17 protein-coding genes are annotated in these 17426 nt (G+C 46.0%); 5 read left to right on the top strand and 12 right to left on the bottom strand.

All coding sequences use genetic code 11. The annotated features are described in order from the left end of the window. Positions 1-116: 116 nt before the first annotated feature. Together MKX68_RS24310 and MKX68_RS24305 are read right to left on the bottom strand one after the other, a co-directional pair. Entirely contained in the window at positions 117-926 is an 810-nt protein-coding gene (locus MKX68_RS24310; protein ID WP_340914326.1) for an MBL fold metallo-hydrolase, read from the bottom strand. Between the two features lie 179 nt (positions 927-1105). Beyond that, positions 1106-1378 carry a hypothetical protein gene (locus MKX68_RS24305; protein ID WP_339783347.1) on the bottom strand — a complete coding sequence of 91 codons (273 nt, stop codon included), beginning with the start codon at positions 1376-1378 and terminating at the stop codon, positions 1106-1108. Positions 1379-1622: 244 nt separating this feature from the next. On the opposite strand from MKX68_RS24305, the gene MKX68_RS24300 reads away from it, so the two are divergent. The 4 genes from MKX68_RS24300 to MKX68_RS24285 all read left to right on the top strand — a co-directional run bounded on the left by MKX68_RS24300 (position 1623) and on the right by MKX68_RS24285 (position 5947). Then, entirely contained in the window at positions 1623-2855 is a 1233-nt protein-coding gene (locus MKX68_RS24300; RefSeq protein ID WP_124115192.1) for an aminopeptidase, read from the top strand. Between the two features lie 90 nt (positions 2856-2945). Further along, complete coding sequence (locus MKX68_RS24295) at positions 2946-4178, top strand: aminopeptidase (RefSeq protein ID WP_340914324.1); 1233 nt, start codon at positions 2946-2948, stop codon at positions 4176-4178. A 247-nt stretch (positions 4179-4425) separates the two neighbouring features. Continuing rightward, positions 4426-5016 (top strand): RNA polymerase sigma factor, encoded by a 591-nt coding sequence (locus MKX68_RS24290; RefSeq protein WP_338587152.1) that lies wholly within the window; start codon positions 4426-4428, stop codon positions 5014-5016. Continuing rightward, positions 4994-5947, top strand: coding sequence for a hypothetical protein (locus MKX68_RS24285; protein ID WP_340914323.1), 954 nt, complete (start codon positions 4994-4996; stop codon positions 5945-5947). Before MKX68_RS24290 ends, MKX68_RS24285 begins: the two co-directional genes overlap by 23 nt. A 2-nt stretch (positions 5948-5949) precedes the next feature. Here the strand turns inward: MKX68_RS24285 and MKX68_RS24280 are convergent, their stop codons facing one another. Next, positions 5950-6429, bottom strand: coding sequence for a hypothetical protein (locus tag MKX68_RS24280; protein WP_340914322.1), 480 nt, complete (start codon positions 6427-6429; stop codon positions 5950-5952). Between the two features lie 265 nt (positions 6430-6694). On the opposite strand from MKX68_RS24280, the gene MKX68_RS24275 reads away from it, so the two are divergent. Beyond that, complete coding sequence (locus MKX68_RS24275; RefSeq protein ID WP_340914321.1) at positions 6695-7339, top strand: hypothetical protein; 645 nt, start codon at positions 6695-6697, stop codon at positions 7337-7339. Positions 7340-7408: 69 nt separating this feature from the next. Here the strand turns inward: MKX68_RS24275 and MKX68_RS24270 are convergent, their stop codons facing one another. The 9 genes from MKX68_RS24270 to MKX68_RS24230 all read right to left on the bottom strand — a co-directional run bounded on the left by MKX68_RS24270 (position 7409) and on the right by MKX68_RS24230 (position 17233). Beyond that, the gene (locus tag MKX68_RS24270; protein WP_338587159.1) at positions 7409-8725 is read right to left on the bottom strand and encodes a hemolysin family protein; all 1317 of its coding nucleotides are present in this window, start codon (positions 8723-8725) and stop codon (positions 7409-7411) included. A 376-nt stretch (positions 8726-9101) separates the two neighbouring features. Beyond that, entirely contained in the window at positions 9102-10685 is a 1584-nt protein-coding gene (locus MKX68_RS24265) for a sigma-70 family RNA polymerase sigma factor (RefSeq protein WP_340914319.1), read from the bottom strand. A 226-nt stretch (positions 10686-10911) separates the two neighbouring features. Then, complete coding sequence (gerQ, locus tag MKX68_RS24260; RefSeq protein WP_091029497.1) at positions 10912-11427, bottom strand: spore coat protein GerQ; 516 nt, start codon at positions 11425-11427, stop codon at positions 10912-10914. 18 nt (positions 11428-11445) lie between these two features. After that, positions 11446-11868, bottom strand: coding sequence for a cell wall hydrolase (locus tag MKX68_RS24255; protein WP_074095421.1), 423 nt, complete (start codon positions 11866-11868; stop codon positions 11446-11448). A 160-nt stretch (positions 11869-12028) separates the two neighbouring features. Then, positions 12029-13714 carry a hypothetical protein gene (locus MKX68_RS24250; protein WP_340914318.1) on the bottom strand — a complete coding sequence of 562 codons (1686 nt, stop codon included), beginning with the start codon at positions 13712-13714 and terminating at the stop codon, positions 12029-12031. Positions 13715-13918: 204 nt separating this feature from the next. After that, positions 13919-14668, bottom strand: coding sequence for a glucose 1-dehydrogenase (locus MKX68_RS24245; RefSeq protein WP_076250310.1), 750 nt, complete (start codon positions 14666-14668; stop codon positions 13919-13921). A gap of 146 nt (positions 14669-14814) precedes the next feature. Beyond that, positions 14815-15207: a DUF2500 domain-containing protein gene (locus tag MKX68_RS24240; RefSeq protein ID WP_017688132.1), complete on the bottom strand. Its 393-nt coding sequence runs from the start codon at positions 15205-15207 to the stop codon at positions 14815-14817. 207 nt (positions 15208-15414) lie between these two features. Beyond that, positions 15415-15984 (bottom strand): hypothetical protein, encoded by a 570-nt coding sequence (locus tag MKX68_RS24235; protein ID WP_340914317.1) that lies wholly within the window; start codon positions 15982-15984, stop codon positions 15415-15417. Between the two features lie 253 nt (positions 15985-16237). After that, positions 16238-17233, bottom strand: a complete 996-nt coding sequence (locus tag MKX68_RS24230; RefSeq protein WP_340914316.1) for a collagen-like protein — start codon at positions 17231-17233, stop codon at positions 16238-16240. Between the last annotated feature and the right edge of the window lie 193 nt (positions 17234-17426).

Raw genomic sequence — 17426 nt, 5'->3', positions numbered from 1 at the left:
TGCCCGAGCACAAAATACCAATCTATGATAGAGAACAAATTCATGATATAAAGACAAAAAAGACAGCTGCAATCCGCTGCGGCTGTCTCTGCTTGCTTTCATATGTTGGTTTTCAATTAATCCACATATTTGCCGTGATCCGGCACAGTGCTCTCTTCAAAGTCCAGATCAAGCCGCTTCAAGGATTCACTCAGCATATCTCCGCTCAAAGCATGCCCATGCCCGGTAATTGCAAGTTTCGGCTCCAGATGCCTTATATGCTGGACAGATTGATGAGCAGCCTGCCAATCGGTTGTAAAATAGGAAGGTGGGCCATGCAACTGTTTGTCCTGAAGCAACACACTCCACAGCGACTCCTGCTTCACTGTGATGATTGCATCTCCCGCAATTAACAAACGGTCTGCTTCTCGAAACAGCGACACATGTCCAGGCGTATGACCTGGCGTGTGCACCCACTCCCATCCTGATAGACCTGGAACGGAATGATCTTTGGGTAAACTGAATATCCGATCATCCAGATTGATTGCCTCATTAGGATAAGCGAATGACAACCTGGACATTAGACCTCCACCTACAGAAGGGTCCGCTGGCGGGTAATCTTTTAATCCCGTTAGATACGGAATTTCAAACGGATGAGCATACACCGGTACACCCCAGAATTGTTCCAGCTCAATAACGGTTCCTACATGGTCGAAGTGACCGTGTGTCAAAATGATCGCAGACGGTGGACCTTGAAATCGTTCTGTTGCAACCTGAACAATATGATCTGTGAAACTCGCCATTCCGGTGTCCACGAGGACCCAGTTCCTGCTTCCTGGCTCTCCGATGAACACGACATTAACGAATAGTGTACGTAGACTGAGAATATCGGGCGCGACTTCTTCAAGTCCCGTCAACCCTTCTGTAATCAGATTGTCAGATGCCATTCACGGTTACCTCCCATTAGGCGGATTGTCTCTCTGGTTCCATCATCTCGTAGACTTCCCTTTTCTGGATCATCTATTCAACATTTCCAATAAAATAGACGGCATACACCCTGTTTCGGGCATACACCGTCTAGTATAGTCATCGACACAACACAATAGAACAAGAACATCTCGGCCAGTTAAGCCGGAAATGCCTCCAGAGCAGCATCGAGCAATTGATTGTACAGATCGTCATCATTCTCAAGCAGCTCGTCCATACGAAGTAACTCATCTTCATCTCCAGATTGCTCCGTGAAATGCAAGCTATAGTCCCAATCTTTTCCGTTCTTGCTCATGAAGGTAATCTCATATACTGACTTTTCGCCTTCTGTGCGGTAAACGGTATTTCCCACGTATCCTTTTTCACCTTCACGGCGCATTTCAGCACTTATAATTTCAATATTCACTATCATTCTCTCCTTTAATCTTTCATCTACAGTCGGTCTCCAACATTTCTGGTAAACCTAGTTTGGTAATTATTATTGGTTAATTGTACAATATATAACGTAGCAACGTATACCTTATTCAATGAAGGAACCATTCTGAGTCCTTACATAGTTGTAATGAGGATTATAATACGTGTTCAAAAGGTCCGTTATCAGTACCATAATAGCCAACAAGCTACGATATTATTATCACATTGGAGGAAAAAATAGCATGAATACTTTTGAAACGAATCTGCAGCAATATGCTGAACTGGCTGTACAAGTCGGTGTCAATGTCCATCCTGGACAGACACTCGTGGTTAACGCTCCAATCTCGGCAGCACATTTTGTACGACTGATTGTCAAAGCAGCTTACGGTAAAGGAGCCAAACTGGTCAAAGTAAACTGGAGTGATGAAACTGTTACACGTCTTCATTACGATCTTGCCCCTGATGAAGCCTTCTCCATTGAACCAAAATGGTTTGCAGCTGAAATGACTGAACTCGTTGAAGAAGGTGCCGCTATTCTGCACGTCATCGCTGAAAATCCGGATCTGCTGAACGGTGTAGCTCAGGAACGGATTGTTACCAGCCAAAAAGTGCGCGGTAAAGCGCTCGAAAAATATCGTTCTTATCAGATGGCTGACAAATTCAGCTGGTCTATCGTAGCCGTTCCTTCTCCTGAATGGGCAGCTAAAGTATTCCCAGATCTGCCGGAAGCGCAACAAGTGGACCGCCTGTGGGATGTCATTTTCAAAACAGTACGGATCGGTGAACAGGATGCTGTTGCCGAATGGAAAACCCATTTGCAAAACTTGGATTCCCGCGCTGATCTGCTGAACAACAAGAAATACAAGAAGCTTCACTATACAGCTCCAGGCACAGACTTGACCATCGAACTTCCAGAAGGCCATATCTGGGTATCCGGTGGAAGTGTGAATGAGCAAGGACATGTCTTTATTGCCAATATGCCTACGGAAGAAGTATTCACGGCTCCGCTGAAAACGGGTGTTAACGGTACAGTGCGCAGCACGAAACCACTGAGCTACGGCGGCAACCTGATTGACGGATTCTCCCTTACATTTGAGAACGGTCGAATCGTAGATTACACCGCTGAACAAGGACTGGATGCACTCAAAAACCTGATCGAGATGGATGAAGGTGCACACTATCTGGGTGAAGTAGCCCTTGTTCCACATCAATCCCCAATTTCGGATACGAATATTTTGTTCTACAATACTTTGTTTGATGAAAATGCCTCCAACCATTTGGCGATTGGTAATGCCTATGCCTTCTGTCTGGAAGGTGGTAAAACGATGTCCAAAGAAGAATTGATTGAACGTGGCATGAACTCAAGCCTCACTCATGTAGACTTCATGATTGGATCTGGAGAAATGAACATCCACGGCGTGACCTCCGAAGGTGCGGAAGAGCCGATCTTCCTGCAAGGAAACTGGGCATTTTAATCCCGTTTGATGTGATTTAGGAGAGAGGAGATTACTCCTCTCTTTTCCTGTGTCAACAGGTCAACAATTCAACAATTGGAGGGAACTCATATGTTAAGTTTTGAACAAAAACTGGATCGTTACGCTGAACTGGCTGTAAGAGTAGGTGCTAACGTGCAACCAGGGCAAGTATTTGTCATCTCTGCTATGATTGATACCGCTGAATTCGTACGTTTGCTGGTACGTAAAGGATATGAAGCTGGAGCCAAGCAGGTGATTGTAAAATACGGAGATGAAACCGTCAATCGATTGCGGTTTGAGATGGCCCCTGAGGAATCCTTCCAAGAGCCGCCGAAATGGCATGCAGCGGAGCTTGAAGAACTGGCAGCTAATAATGCAGCCTTTCTGACCGTATTGTCATCCAGCCCTGACCTGATGAAAGGTATTGACCCTGAGCGGATCTCGACCCATCAGCGTACATTTGGTCAGGCGATGGCCAAGTACCGTCAGTATCAACAGGCGGATAAAATGAGCTGGACGGGTGTAGCTTGTCCTTCCCCCGATTGGGCAGCCAAAGTATTCCCGGATCTCCCGGCAGCTGAGCAGGTTAGCCAGCTGTGGGAAGCCATTTTTGCTGCGGTGAGAGCCGATCTGGAGGACCCTGTAGCGGCTTGGGAGCAGCATATTGAACGACTGGAGACCAAAGCCGTTGCCCTGAACAACAAGAAGTATCAAGCTTTGCATTTCCTCTCTCCAGGGACGGATCTTACTGTCGAGCTTCCAGAAGGTCATATCTGGGCGCAGGCGGGTAGCGTGAATGAGCAAGGCACCCCTTTTGTTGCGAATATCCCGACAGAGGAAGTATTCACCGCTCCAGCCAAGCATGGCGTAAACGGCAAAGTGTCCAGCACCAAACCACTTAGCTATGGCGGCAGTATCATTGATCGTTTTTCACTCACATTCGAGAACGGACGTATCATTGATTTTCATGCTGAAGAAGGTCAGGATACGCTGGAAAGACTCATTTCCATGGATGAAGGATCTCATTACCTCGGCGAAGTCGCTTTGGTCCCCTTCCATTCACCGATCTCTGAGAGTGGTATCCTGTATTACACTACATTGTATGATGAGAATGCGTCTTGCCATCTTGCGATTGGCAGTTCCTATGCATTTAATATCGAAGGTGGCAAAACGATGTCTCCTGAAGAACTTGCAGCCCGTGGCATGAACACCAGCATCACCCATGTGGACTTCATGATGGGCTCTCCCGAGACGGACATCTACGGTATTACGGCAAACGGCGAACGTGAAGCCATCTTCCTTAAGGGAGACTGGGCATTCTAACTGATCACGGAGAGTTATCTCCTGTAATGTATACTCTCTGAACAGTCGAAAAGGCTGTCTTGCAACCATGTATTCATGGTTCGCGAGACGGCCTTTTATTAATTTTCAGTAAACTTTCCCGCATGTTATACACACTTCCCTCATCTGGTTTTTCCCGGACCAACCTCCCATTGTATCGTTTCCATATTATGTTGTAAAATGTAATGATACCAATGTTTGTGGATTGTTCACCAGAAAGGAGAACATCATGGCCAATCGGCTTCAGTTACTACTAGCCTCAGATTTCCATAATTTAGGCTCTGCACTTCAAGAAGAAGTGTATTATGAATATTATAATATGGTACATGGTCTTATCGTTTATATCATCAAGGAGCGTGCTGCAGCAGAAGATATTATTCAGGAAGCTTTTATCAAAATCATTAAAAACAAACCCATCTTTGAAGACGAGGTCAAACTGAAAGCCTGGCTCAAGGTCGTCACGCGGAACACAGCTATTAATTATCTGAGAAAAAATAAAAATAACCGTAACCAAGTGGATACGGATAGTGTTTTTATAGATATGGAGACGATGAATCAGACGGCAGCTTCCGTGGAAAGCATGGTAGAAACGCAGATGATGGAAGAGTCTATTGAATATTATCTCAGACAGCTCAAACCGGAATATCGTGTACTGGTGGAGTTACGGTGGAAAAAAGGTCTCTCCTACCGAGAGATGGCCGAACTGCTGGATACCTCCGAAGACATTGTGAAGCAACGTTTGTTCAGAGCCCGCGGCAGTATCAAGAAGAAATTACATAAGGAATGGGGTGGAAGCATTGAGCAAAGGCAAGTCCGATAAACTTGTGGAGCCATTCGATTCAGAGCTGGAAGATGAATATTTCGACGCTGCGTTTGATCTGGCTTTTGATGAGGCTTTCCATCAGGCCGTCTCTGCCCCTTCCGCCTCCCATACCGAATCCATGCAGCAATCCTGGCAGAAGGTACACAGGGAAATTAACAGAATCGGTTTACGCAAAAAAAGAATACGTACTTTACGGCTGTCTGTTGTAGTCGCTGCATCCGTAACTATTGGGGCCGTTATTTTCAGCCTGCCGTCCGGTACGCAAGCAGTATCCCCTTTTGTGCAATCCATCAAGGATTGGGGCAATGGCATGAAATCCATTATTATCGAGGATCGCACGACCCATCTGGGGGCTGATCCGTCAACAGCCAAAACGCCTCCACCACCAGAAACCAGCTTGGACGACATTCTTAAAGTACAAGAAGAAGAGGCTCTAAATACACCTTCGTATGAGTTATCGAGCCATCAGTTTCGTCCAGTACTTGTTACGGAAGAGATTGCACGTGAAGGGTTCATGGGTGACTTTCTTTTATCCAAGGCCATTCCCGAGCGATTCAACAAGGTCAAATTCGAACTCGTGCTCGATACTGAAAACCCTGTGAATCCAGAAGATTATTATGAGTCCAACCAAATGAGAGTTCAATATACCAGTGAAGGCAAAAGCATAGAAGATGAGATTATCCAGTTTGATTATATCTATGTCATGCCTGGGGAGAAAATTGAAGGGGCCATGCTTCGTGATATGAGCACCGTAAAGCTGGCGGATGGCACGGAAGCACTGATGTATATCGGCCCACCCTATAACTCCTTTCAATGGATGATGGGTTCCAACAATATGAGTCTGTTTGGCACCCTTTCGGAAGAAGAAATGACTGCTATTGCCAACGATTTTCAAGAGCAGAAGTTTCCCGGCAGCACCCGTCGATAAGATCAGAATAATACGGTGCCAGAGACATGTTTGCTTGTTTCCGTGGTACTTCCATCATACGCTGTATGGATACTGGTAACGCGATAATAGTATCCTGGCATAACGGTCCAATCCGATGTGGCATTCAGTAAGTTTGTCTTCGTTGCATTGTTGGAACTGGCTTTAAAAGTTACCCATGCTGTTCCTGTCCAGCGCTCAAGTCGATAATCTACGGAAAGTGTCTTCATTGCTGTATATGTCATGGTCTTGGTATTGACGATAGCCGATAGTCCACCCCCAGGAATGAGTGCACCGACCGCTTGATAGATATGTCCAAGTTCTCGAGTGGTAGCAAGCGAATGGATGGATGGTTCTGGCGGTGGCGGAGCTGTAAGGGCACCAGAGGACACGTTGATCATCGGGCTTGCAACGGCTGGTTCGGACGTAGGTATAGCCAGGATTGTTGGCACCATTAACAAGGCAACAAAGGTTATTTTTAGCATAGATGCTGCACTCTTATTATTCATTTTCCGCATATTGATCCATCCTCCGCTTCCATACTTGATTTTGTGTAAGGGTATAAACGGACGGATCGGGTGACAGGTTTCAAAAAAAATTAGACGCTCCGATGTTTCTGTCGGCAGCGTCTTTTGTCTTTGCATGCATCTCCAGCATGGTTGAAACCTAGATTATTCCAGCCCGTATGTATTGGGTAATGGATACACGAAACCATATTAACCAATAAGATTTGCAAATGAGGTGTGTAACTTGAGTAAATTTCAATCCAAATCCAAAAGGCATCGTCACAGCTCCAATCCGAATGAACTACATATACAAGTTTCCGGCTCGTTCAAACGTTGGCTTGTTATCTTGGTGAGTGCGCTTACCGCAGGGACCTTAATATATTTATTGGCTACAGCCCGTGAAAGCTGGATAAGTATGGGGATTGACCGCTATGTATTGCCCTTTATGATCTGGGGACTTGTACTGTCTCCCATCCTTGCTTTTCTTTTCCTCAAGCAGAGCGGTCGCACCCTCTCCCATGTCCAATTTTTACGTGTTTTCGGGATTGCTTTCTGCCTTCTGCCTCTGGTACTTCTGTTTTATGTGTTACCTGTAACATTTGGCATGGTGAATGATCACCTAACCCAGTATAAGCAAAATCCGGTGTTATCCACTACTAAGGTGGGGGACTACAATTCTTACGAGGTTACTTTCGTTGATATGTACGACATCATTACTATTAAAACACCAACAACAACCCAATCCACTCGAAAAAAGCTGAATATCCAGCATGATCTCGCTCCTGGAGAGAATGTTTACGTCACTTATAAGCGAATTGATATCAAAAATAGCTTTGTCACGGAGAACCGTTATGCTGATATTGTCATTCATGCACCCAAAGAATCATGAGTATGCAAAGAAGCTGTACGTTGACCATTACGTCACCATACAGCTTCATTCGTTACAATTTCGATCTGGCTACGCGCCTTCTTCTTCAACCAACAGTTCCAGCTTAATCACATTTACTCGGGAAATCCGCTTATGCTCTGTCTCTTGAATGACAAATACATAACCCCCATACTCAACCGATTGACCGACCTCAGGTGGAATGGCATCTACTCTGGAGTATAACCAGCCCCCGATTGTATCGTAATCGGCACGATCCATCTCCAGTCCAAATCGTTCGCTGACTTCTTCAATCAGCATCAAACCATCAATGGAGTATTCCATCTCATCCACTTGCTCAATGGCAGGACGCTCTTGGTCGAACTCATCCTGAATCTCACCAACGATCTCTTCCATGATATCTTCAAGCGTGACAAGCCCGGAGGTTCCGCCATATTCATCAATCAGAATCGCAATCTGTGTCTTGCTACGCTGCATCCGCTTGAGCAGATCACTGATCAGGGTGGTATCTGGCACAGCCAGGATGGGCCGGATTACGGAGATGGTATCCGTAAGTTGGGATCGCATCAGATCCTTAATGTGAATAAAGCCGATAATATGATCCTTGTCTCCGTTATATACCGGATACCTTGTTCGCATACTTTCGCTGGCAATCTCCAGATTCTCCAGCATGGACTCATTGGCATTCAGACAGATCATTTCCGTCCGCGGAATCATAATTTCACGGGCGGTTGTATCCGTAAAATCAAATATATTATCAACAAGTGCTAATTCAGTGTTATCAATTAAACCGCTCTTATTGCTTTCTTTCATGAGAATACGTAATTCATCTTCACTATGCGCGTCGTCCATCTCCGAAGCTGGTGCCATTCGGAACAGTCTCAACAAGCCGTTAGCCATACCGTTCAGTGCCCATATGAATGGATACATTAACTTGTAGAAGAACGTTAGCAAAGCCGCAGACCACAACGTGATCGTCTCAGACTTTCGAATCGCCATCGTTTTGGGAGCAAGTTCTCCCAGTACAATGTGCAAGATCGTAATAATCACAAATGCAATGGCAATAGAGATTCCATGAACGTAGACTGGTCCCAGTCCAAATGCGGTAAACATGGGCTCTAACAGATGTGCAATTGCCGGTTCTCCCAGCCACCCGAGTCCCAGTGAAGCCAAAGTTATACCTAGTTGGCAAGCTGATAGATATGCATCCAGATTACGTACGATATTGGAAGCATAGATGGCATTTTTGTTGCCTGTTTCCACCAAAGCCTCAATCCGGCTTCCACGAACTTTCACCATCGCGAATTCCGCCGACACAAAGAAACCATTCATTAATACAAGTAAACCAATTATTACTAAATTTAAAATACTCGGTAAGGGGTCACTCAAATTTTCATCCTATTTGCCGTCATTCTTCGGCAAATAGGTCCACCTCCTTCGAAAATGTAGGATATTTGCCATTCTGCCGCTCATATGCAATTTCAACTTCCCAATGCTTCCACCTCCACCTTGTTCTGTCGAATAAAAAAGATATGCTTCTTTTATTATATAATTCTACACTACACAGTCAATCCGTGTCCTATGACAACGAAATGGCACAAACGCCCTTTTTCTTTAACAAAAGTCTCGATTACGCTGTTTTTTTAACATTTCACAAACAATGATCTACCATAACCAAACCAAAGAGAGCATCCTCGCTCATGCTTCGACATGGCTAGATACTCTCTTTTTGCAATACTTTATTTTCTCAGACTCTATCTGCTAATTACGATGTCGACTCAATCTCCACTACGGTTTCCGAAGCGGGGTTCCAGCGCCACTTGGCTTGTTTCCCGCTTGCGTTATGCAATCCACCGATCCAGAATTCATCCTGCTTCAGCAGTGCCCAATCGACTTCTTCATTCAACACCTGAATTCCGAGTTCCGTTAGCGACAGGACTCCGTCACGGAATTTTTCATCATGCTGCTTGAAATTAGGGAAAGTTGTTGCACCGCTCATCTGAAGTAAAGCATGGGGCCCTTCTGTCATCCGTTTCAGATGTGCCCAGTATTCTAGATCACCCATTCCGAGAATGTGCAGCTTGTCCCCTACCTCGCGAAATAATGGATACGGATGCTCTACCCCTGCTCTAATGGTCTCCAGTGTGGTCTGCTCAATCAGCCCCAGACCGTTCGATACAGATGGCAGACGGGACAAATGTGCCTTAAAGGCAGCTTTTGCAAAGGGTAGTGCAGAAGTGTCTGCCTGCAAGTAATCCAGATGATGCCGGAAATCAGTCGACGTATAGGCTTCCCAGAACTGTGCACCGGCTTGTAACTCGTTTCTCTCAATCACATGCCAACTGCCGGACAGACGTTTAATCTGTGTGGAGGTAAGCTGCCCCAGTCCTCTAAAGTGCTCAATCTCTGGATACGAGTCAATACAGAGCAGATTCAGTTTCGTATTTTGGAGTGCTTGTCCTCTGAAATAATGTAACAGATACGATAACATCGTCTGATCATAGAGATCGTATTCGAACCATAAGACAATTTCCTTATATTGTTGAAACGACTGCAACTTGCGTTCAAGCTCCTCAATCTTCAAGTATTCCGTCTGTGGAATACCCAACTGCCGCTCTAATACGGATGCCCGATTCTTCCGCTCCTTTGCATCTTTCATATCTTTGGCTACCGGTCCAAACGTGTACAATTCTCTCCATACCAGGATGTCTCCCTGAATTCCACTCTCTCTTAAACGATTGGCAGCGTGATCCCCATTCATAATGTGTAACAATCCTTTTCCCCCTTCATACAAGTCACTGAATACAGAGACCAGATCCCTTACAGGCATAGAGCGCTTGAGTTTGGATCTGGCATCGAACAGTCTTTTCTTTAATGCAGGTACCTTGACCCCGAGGAAATCCGATATTTCCTTGAGCGAGTATCCTTCCAAATAAAACAGTTCAACAGCAATCCGCATCGATGATGGCAGTATTGCAATAGAATCACGCAGCGTACGATGCATTTCGTTTTGCACCGCTTGTTTTTCCGGATTATGCGCCTGATCCTCTTCATGGAATACATGCTCCAGCTCCTGAACTGGAATCATGGTATGTTGCTTGCGTCTTAGCCAGCGATAACACTGCCTCTCCACGATCACCTTGAACCACCCGGGAAAAGCCTCCGAGTCCTCCAACTTGGACAGATTGCCAAAGGCTTCAGTAAACGCCTCCTGTACGACATCTTCAGCCCAAAACGTATCCCCCAGTCGGTGATAGGCAACAGCAAGAGCCATCCCGCGATATTGAGACATCAGTTGTGCGTAAGCTTCAGGTTCGCCCTTCATCGCTCCTTCAATCCATGAATTCAATGCTATGGACTCCCTTCATATAAGCATGCTGCTTGTTCTATTCATGTATAAGTGCCATGTTATCGCCAAAAGGTTACGTATGACTCTAAACCTATAGTAACCTTCGTATATATGTTTATGTGAAAAGCTGTCCTGTCTGCGGATTACCTCCACATTCAGGACAGCAAAGTATATCAGTATGTGTTAGACATGTCAGTTATCAATCAAAATGATGAGGTGCCAATGATTATCTGCTTGGAGCTTGCGGGTAATTGCCTACCACTCCTGGATATTGATACAACAACGGCTCATCAAATGTAGCATAGTCGAAGTTGACCATCAACAGCATGATCCGTCTTCCTGTCTTAGGGTCACTGATGATAATATGGTCACGGCCCGCTGCTTCAATAATACCTTGGAATATGCGAGCGTTCCATTCTTTATTGCCTTCATATGTCATGTAGAACGTACCGAATTTACCAAGGTTCAGACGTAAAATATTCTCAATGTATGACTGCTCAAACTGTGGAGCCGTTGTTGTAATCACTGCACCCGTTGGTGTCATTGGGCTTCCACTGGATACGAGTGGGGGTACACTTGTCGAGCTTGGTGATACCATCCCTGGCGTTGGTGACATGGCAGGCATTCCGTTACCAATTTTGTAAGACGTACCTTGAACCTGAGAATTGGCTTGTTGACCCAATACAGAATTCGCTTGTTGACCCAGTGTTTGAGTCGTTGGTTGATAAGGCTGATTAATCATGGTGATTCCTCCCAAAATTTAATATACTTCCGGACAGTCATCGCCTGTCGGACTGAAGAAACAATGCGCTTTGAAACGTCCTGTATTTTGCTGGTCATACCACGTTGGTGGGCAGTCGCCCACAGGTCGGAAAAACCACAATGAATTGCTTGCTGGCCAGATGCGCTCTCCATTGATCACCCGTTGTGCGAGACGAATCTCGGACTGTCTTGCCCGTTGGTAAAAGTACCCCTTCTGTGTTGACTCGTAGCCTCCTGGATTCTGGAATACCATACGATTGATATCGCGAATATCCTTAAAGTCCAGACAATCCACTAGCACCCGGTTCACACCTACATTGCCCACAAGCAACATACCCTGTTCGCCGTCACCTTCAGCCTCTGCCCTCATGAGCCTAGCCAGCAGCTTGACGTCCTCTGAGTTGGCTTTAATAACAGCCATAGTCTGTTTCCTCCCTTGTTTCAGCTGTTCATCACCGTACATCGTATTGTGCAGGAGCCCATTCGGTGACACGATTCCATCTTTTTTCCATAAAAAAAAGCCCGGAACCTCACCCAAGGTGAAGTCCCGAAGCAACTCGTTTCTTATAATACTCGCCTGTTTAAGGCTTGGCTTCAATCCAATAATCATAGGCATGAACAATGTTGCCTTGGTAAGCCTGATGTTCGGCCAGCAGATCCGGAAGCTTGGCAAGCTGAAGTTCCATCTCCGCTGCCCCTTTTTCATAAAAAGAAATATGAGGACCTTCATGGTTCTGCTTCATTTCTACCGAAATCATCAACCTTTTACCGAAACGATCCGCGATCTCCATCTCCTGACTCACAACAGCAGCAATCCCATTGGAACCTTCGGCGTTGTTACGGAAAGCCATCAGCGACACATGATCGAGTGTACGGATCATAAACTCCGCTACAGATGTATCCTTTCCTGGCAACGCGAAGCTATCCAGCCATACAGCAAGGTCTGCGCTTGTTTCGAGATCACTGTCCTTCTTCGTTTCTTCCTGGAAAAATGTAATGTTGGCAGCCCATTCGGTCAATAAGGTGTCCCGACTATTCTCCCACTCTGGCAAAGTGTACGGCTCAATATCCAGATGGATGCCTTCAAATCGTTCATCCGGCTCGGATTCAGCATTATAGTTTTTCACATAATCAATCAACCGCTGAATGCGTGGACGATTCTCCTTTTTGCCCCAGATGGGATGTCCACCCATCGCATGGATCTCAATGCCCTGCGCTTTTGCCCGTTTCACAAAACTGCGGTAACTGGAATAGGGTTGATCCAGATCTAATCGAACATACAACCAGTTAATATTCTGCTCTCTAGCAAACGCTAGTATGTGCTCTCCCCCGTCATTCGTCACCTGAGAGGCCTCCCAGATATATGTTCCCCGAATCTCTGGCTGATTAGATGGAATCTCCGGTGATGGCAGTTCTGACGGCTCCAGTTGTCCCCAGTATACGATGTCATGTACAGCAGAACCGGCGTAAGAAGTATGTCCGCTGAATGCGGAGGCAACTTCTTCAATAACACTTTCCAGTTGTGCTGCACCTTTACCCGCAAATGTCGTGAACTCCTCGCCAGGCATGGGCTTGGTGTTCAACCCAACCGTGACGCTCACATTGCTAGCATCTGCCCAGTTCATTTCCTGTTCAATCAAACGTATGACACCATTGTTCCCTTGCGCATTATCACGGTAAGCGAGTAAAGTGACATGCTCCACTCGTTCAATGAACCAATGTGACAATGGTTCGTTATCTGCATCTTCAGAAACTCTATTTCCTGTGACGGTGTACGAATCCAGCCAGAATGGCAAATCAATATTCACTGCAACTGCGCCATCCTGTCTCACTTGCTCAAATAACAGATTCATATTGGCTACCCAGGATTGTACCAGTGGCTTAGCATCTTCTTTCCAGGCTGGTAACACATAGGGCTTGATATCCAGATGTATGGCATCAAATTGCTCGTTGGGCTCAGCAGCTTGATTGTAATCACTTACCCACGACGCTAATCTGAGCATGGGGCCTTCACGGCCACTGAGTGCCCAGGATGGATCGCCTCCCAGCGCTTCAACCGCAATACCCGCACGGCTTGCTTTGGCTATAAACGTCTGGTATACCTCCTTGGACAGCGTCATGTCTACATTCACGTACAGCCTGTTTATCTTATGTTTAGCTGCATTGGCCAACAGCTCATCTCCGTTGCTAACAGACTGTGCCTGCCATACCCAGGCCGCCCGTATATCTGCGCCGTCTGCTTCAGCAGGTGACTCATTCCCTATCATTATCATCCCTCCGATCAGCAGTAACAGCCAAAATACCTTCCGGGATTGTTTCCCGAACATATACTCCCTCCATTCCTCTACTGTTGTAAAATCACATTTATTATAGCAACCGAGTTATTAAAAACAAATAAGCCCAAGTGCTTAACTTGGGCTTATTACTCTTATGTTGGAAAATCTTAGGGCTCGCCCGGCTCAATCCCGGTTCTAGTCCTCATATATCATTTTTCGGGTCATGCCTCCATCAATAACGAGGTTGGTCCCTGTGACAAAGGTATTGCTTGGGTCAGATAAATATAAACAAGCACGGGAGATATCCGAAGGAACACCCACACGACCGGAGGGATGCTGTTCATGATCCTCCTTTTTCAGTTTCTCCACGTCTCCTGTCTCAATCCATCCCGGACTGATACAATTGACCCGAATTTGGTCCTTGCCCAGTGAGACCGCCAGCGCATGCGTCAGAGCTACAATCGCTCCTTTGGATGCGGCATAAGCTTCGGTATCCGGCTCAGACATCAGCGCACGGGTAGAAGCCATGTTGATAATGGCACCCCCATGTTCATTACTTTTCATATGTTTGGCTGCTTCCCGACTCGCCAAAAAGCAACTTCTCACATTGGTATTGAGTACATCGTCCCATTCTTCCAGCGTCAGCTCATAGGGTGACTTCCACTTGGCGAGTCCTGCATTATTCACCAAAACATCAATTTGTTTGAATTCTTCCACGGTTGTCCGAAAAAGATTCGTAATATCCTGCTCGCTCCGAACATCACATTGAACAAAAATGGCTTCTCCGCCTTCATTACGAATGGAAGCTGCGGCTGCGGCACCCTCGGCTTCCTTGTGATCGGCAAGTACAACTTTGGCTCCAGCGACCGCATAAGCCTCAGCCACACTTCGTCCTATTCCCTGAGCGGCCCCGGTTACAACAACGACCTGATCTGTAAATGACATATTGATTGCCTCCTCTATTGTAATGATCCTTCGATCATAATCTTATAAGCCTCTTCTTATATAAAAACACGTTAGGCCCATTAAGAAACGCTTGTCCAACAAATAATCAAAAAAAACTCACGCCATTCTGGCGTAAGCTGCTCAGTTTAACCACGTAGGCGTTCGGAATATACGCGATTATATCGCTCGAAGCCTACATAACGCGTTCCTTTGAACGAGAGCCGTCCTTCGTCCCCCTCAGCACACAAACCATACTCTTCGCCATTGACTTTGAATTCGAGCCGATCTCCACTTTCTACTTCAAAGGTGACGTAATATAACGTTCGTGCTGTACTGCCTGGTTCAGATTGCGACTGACTCATCTTCATCCGTCTGCTGGTGATTCGTGAAGGCACGGTCAATAGCGGCTCCGAGTTGTTGCGTCCCCACCTCCATACCTCCTTTCCCATCGACAGAAGGACTATACCTATAATCAGAACAAATACAACCGGAAAGACGGTTCCAAACAAATCAAACATCCAAGATGATTCAATGCCCATGTCTCTCCCTCCGTTCATACAACTTAGGACAGCCGGAGTCTTGACCCGTCTCCTGTAATGTATATGCACGTAAACAAAGAACTTGTTATCCGGATTGAAATCGAACGGTGTGAGGGGAAAACCCTCCGGCAGAATACCGAAGGGTTGCCTCATACGAAAATAAGTACTATTTCATTATCTAATATTCTACTGCCTAGCAGCCATGTTTTACTTAAAGGTTGTTGCAAATCGTTGATCCGACAATATAACCTGATTAACCTGTCCCTCTTTTGTCAGCATAAACGATGCACGATAGATAGCCAGATCATCTTTTTCCGCTTGCAGCGACTTCTCATCCAGGAATGTTTCCTTCTGAATATGATAGGCATAATCGATATTACGTTCAGATTCGACCAAAACATGTTCCTTGCCATACAGATCAAGAATCTCTTGATGTGTCATCCCCGCCTCTGCCTCGCGAGCCGTCTTAAAGTACCCTTTCGAGTCCTTGTTCAAGATGATACTAACGACCTTGGCATCCCTATAGCCAATCGTGATCCCGTTATTGTATTGATAGGATTGACCCACACCGGTTGATGTTCCCTGACCGAGGATTTTCTCCGCTTCTTCCTGACTCATTCCATAAGTAATCTTATCCTCACTGTCGGTCTTCGTCACAGCCAGATCCTGTTTTGAAAATTCGTTTGGATTGAATTTGCTATCGCTGCAAGCCGTGATCATGATTAATAATAATGCCGCAACAACCCATGTTATTTTTCTCCAGTGTCCATTCTTCATGTACTCACCTCTGAGGTTTTTCCAATATTTTATCATATTAACAACTGAAAAAATAATTAGTGGTGACGTTTTCACCATTCCTCAAAAAACAAAAAGGGTATCCGATATGTAGTTACTCCTGTACCATTATCCGCTCCAACTGAGATAACAGCTTCAAGGAAATACTGTTATCTCAGTTCAAGCAAACCCATGTTACCATTGTGGATGCATATTTAATAAAGCTGAGGACAATTAGCCTAGCCTATTACCGGATTCACGCTATTTGTGTGATCACAAGATGTGCCGATACAGGTCTTGTTCCGCCCGCAAGAGGCGTCATGGTTAATGCAGTGGGATTACCAGCTGGATTTCGTACGGTTAGTATTGAATTTATTACTGTTGTTTGAACGAGAGCCATTCCTGGCATCTGACTTGTACCTGTTGCCCGTCCCACTACCGAATTGGAAAGATCAGCACCATTGAGTGTTAACATAAGTTGCCCGGCTTCATTCATACTCCCCTGGAACATAACTAAATACGTACCAATGGCTGCCAGATTGAATGAACTAGGGCCCGTGCGAGAGATCGTCGTTCCACTTGTTGGACCATCTTGAGGGAAGTTAACATCTGCACCTGGAGCAACCGTTGCAGCATTATTAGGTGGCATCAGCGCGAAAAAGTCAGCGAACCCCAGTACGCCTCCAGCTGCTCCTGTCGCACCTGTAACTCCTGTGGCACCAGCGGGACCAGTTACTCCAGTCGCACCTGTCAGGCCTACTGCTCCCGTTGCACCTGCTGGTCCTGTCGAACCCACTGCTCCAGGAAAACCTTGAGGTCCAATTGCTCCGGCAGGTCCGGGATTACCTTGCGGACCTTGTGGCCCTACAGCCCCTGCTTCTCCCGGAATCCCCTGTGCTCCCATAGGTCCAGCAGGTCCGACCGGACCTTGAGAGCCTACCGCTCCAGCAGGACCAGGCTGTCCCTGAGGTCCTTGTGGTCCAGGTGGCCCCCCCGCTGGTCCTTGAGCTCCAGGTGGCCCTTCAACCCCTTGTCTACCTGGAATACCTTGTACGCCCTGTACGCCTTGCATACCTTGGGGTCCTGTTGGGCCAACAACAGTAGGGGTAGATATATTCACTTCTGGAGGCGGACATTTTACTTGAACAAACTTTTTGACCACTTTTAATCGGCGTTCTTTTCTTTTAACTTTACACGGATGTAATATTGCCTTTTTTCTCTTCATACGTTTCTTCACTTCTGAATGACTCACAGTGTGGACACCTCCCTATAGACATGGTTTAATGTACGTATGTAGATGAAAAGATGCGTGGACGAACAACCATTTTAGTAAAAAACTCAGCTAATTCCCAGAAAAAACAATAAAATGGATATCACACCGCCCATACGGTTGATCTAAATTGTTCATAACCATTAATTGAGGCGAGCTGGTTTGCGTAGCGATA

It is taken from the genome of Paenibacillus sp. FSL M8-0212, assembly GCF_038004645.1.
Taxonomy (GTDB): domain Bacteria; phylum Bacillota; class Bacilli; order Paenibacillales; family Paenibacillaceae; genus Paenibacillus.
Note: the sequence above shows the minus strand (reverse complement) of the source record. Positions and strands in the feature narration are given on the sequence as shown.

Excerpts from the sequence above, each read along its gene's own strand:
- MKX68_RS24240 (WP_017688132.1), bottom strand. The coding sequence starts at position 15,207 with ATGGGCATTGAATCATCTTGGATGTTTGATTTGTTTGGAACCGTCTTT.
- MKX68_RS24310 (WP_340914326.1), bottom strand. The coding sequence starts at position 926 with ATGGCATCTGACAATCTGATTACAGAAGGGTTGACGGGACTTGAAGAA.
- MKX68_RS24250 (WP_340914318.1), bottom strand. The coding sequence starts at position 13,714 with ATGATAGGGAATGAGTCACCTGCTGAAGCAGACGGCGCAGATATACGG.
- MKX68_RS24280 (WP_340914322.1), bottom strand. The coding sequence starts at position 6,429 with ATGCTAAAAATAACCTTTGTTGCCTTGTTAATGGTGCCAACAATCCTG.
- MKX68_RS24300 (WP_124115192.1), top strand. The coding sequence starts at position 1,623 with ATGAATACTTTTGAAACGAATCTGCAGCAATATGCTGAACTGGCTGTA.
- MKX68_RS24305 (WP_339783347.1), bottom strand. The coding sequence starts at position 1,378 with ATGATAGTGAATATTGAAATTATAAGTGCTGAAATGCGCCGTGAAGGT.
- MKX68_RS24235 (WP_340914317.1), bottom strand. The coding sequence starts at position 15,984 with ATGAAGAATGGACACTGGAGAAAAATAACATGGGTTGTTGCGGCATTA.
- gerQ (WP_091029497.1), bottom strand. The coding sequence starts at position 11,427 with ATGATTAATCAGCCTTATCAACCAACGACTCAAACACTGGGTCAACAA.
- MKX68_RS24245 (WP_076250310.1), bottom strand. The coding sequence starts at position 14,668 with ATGTCATTTACAGATCAGGTCGTTGTTGTAACCGGGGCCGCTCAGGGA.
- MKX68_RS24290 (WP_338587152.1), top strand. The coding sequence starts at position 4,426 with ATGGCCAATCGGCTTCAGTTACTACTAGCCTCAGATTTCCATAATTTA.
- MKX68_RS24255 (WP_074095421.1), bottom strand. The coding sequence starts at position 11,868 with ATGGCTGTTATTAAAGCCAACTCAGAGGACGTCAAGCTGCTGGCTAGG.
- MKX68_RS24295 (WP_340914324.1), top strand. The coding sequence starts at position 2,946 with ATGTTAAGTTTTGAACAAAAACTGGATCGTTACGCTGAACTGGCTGTA.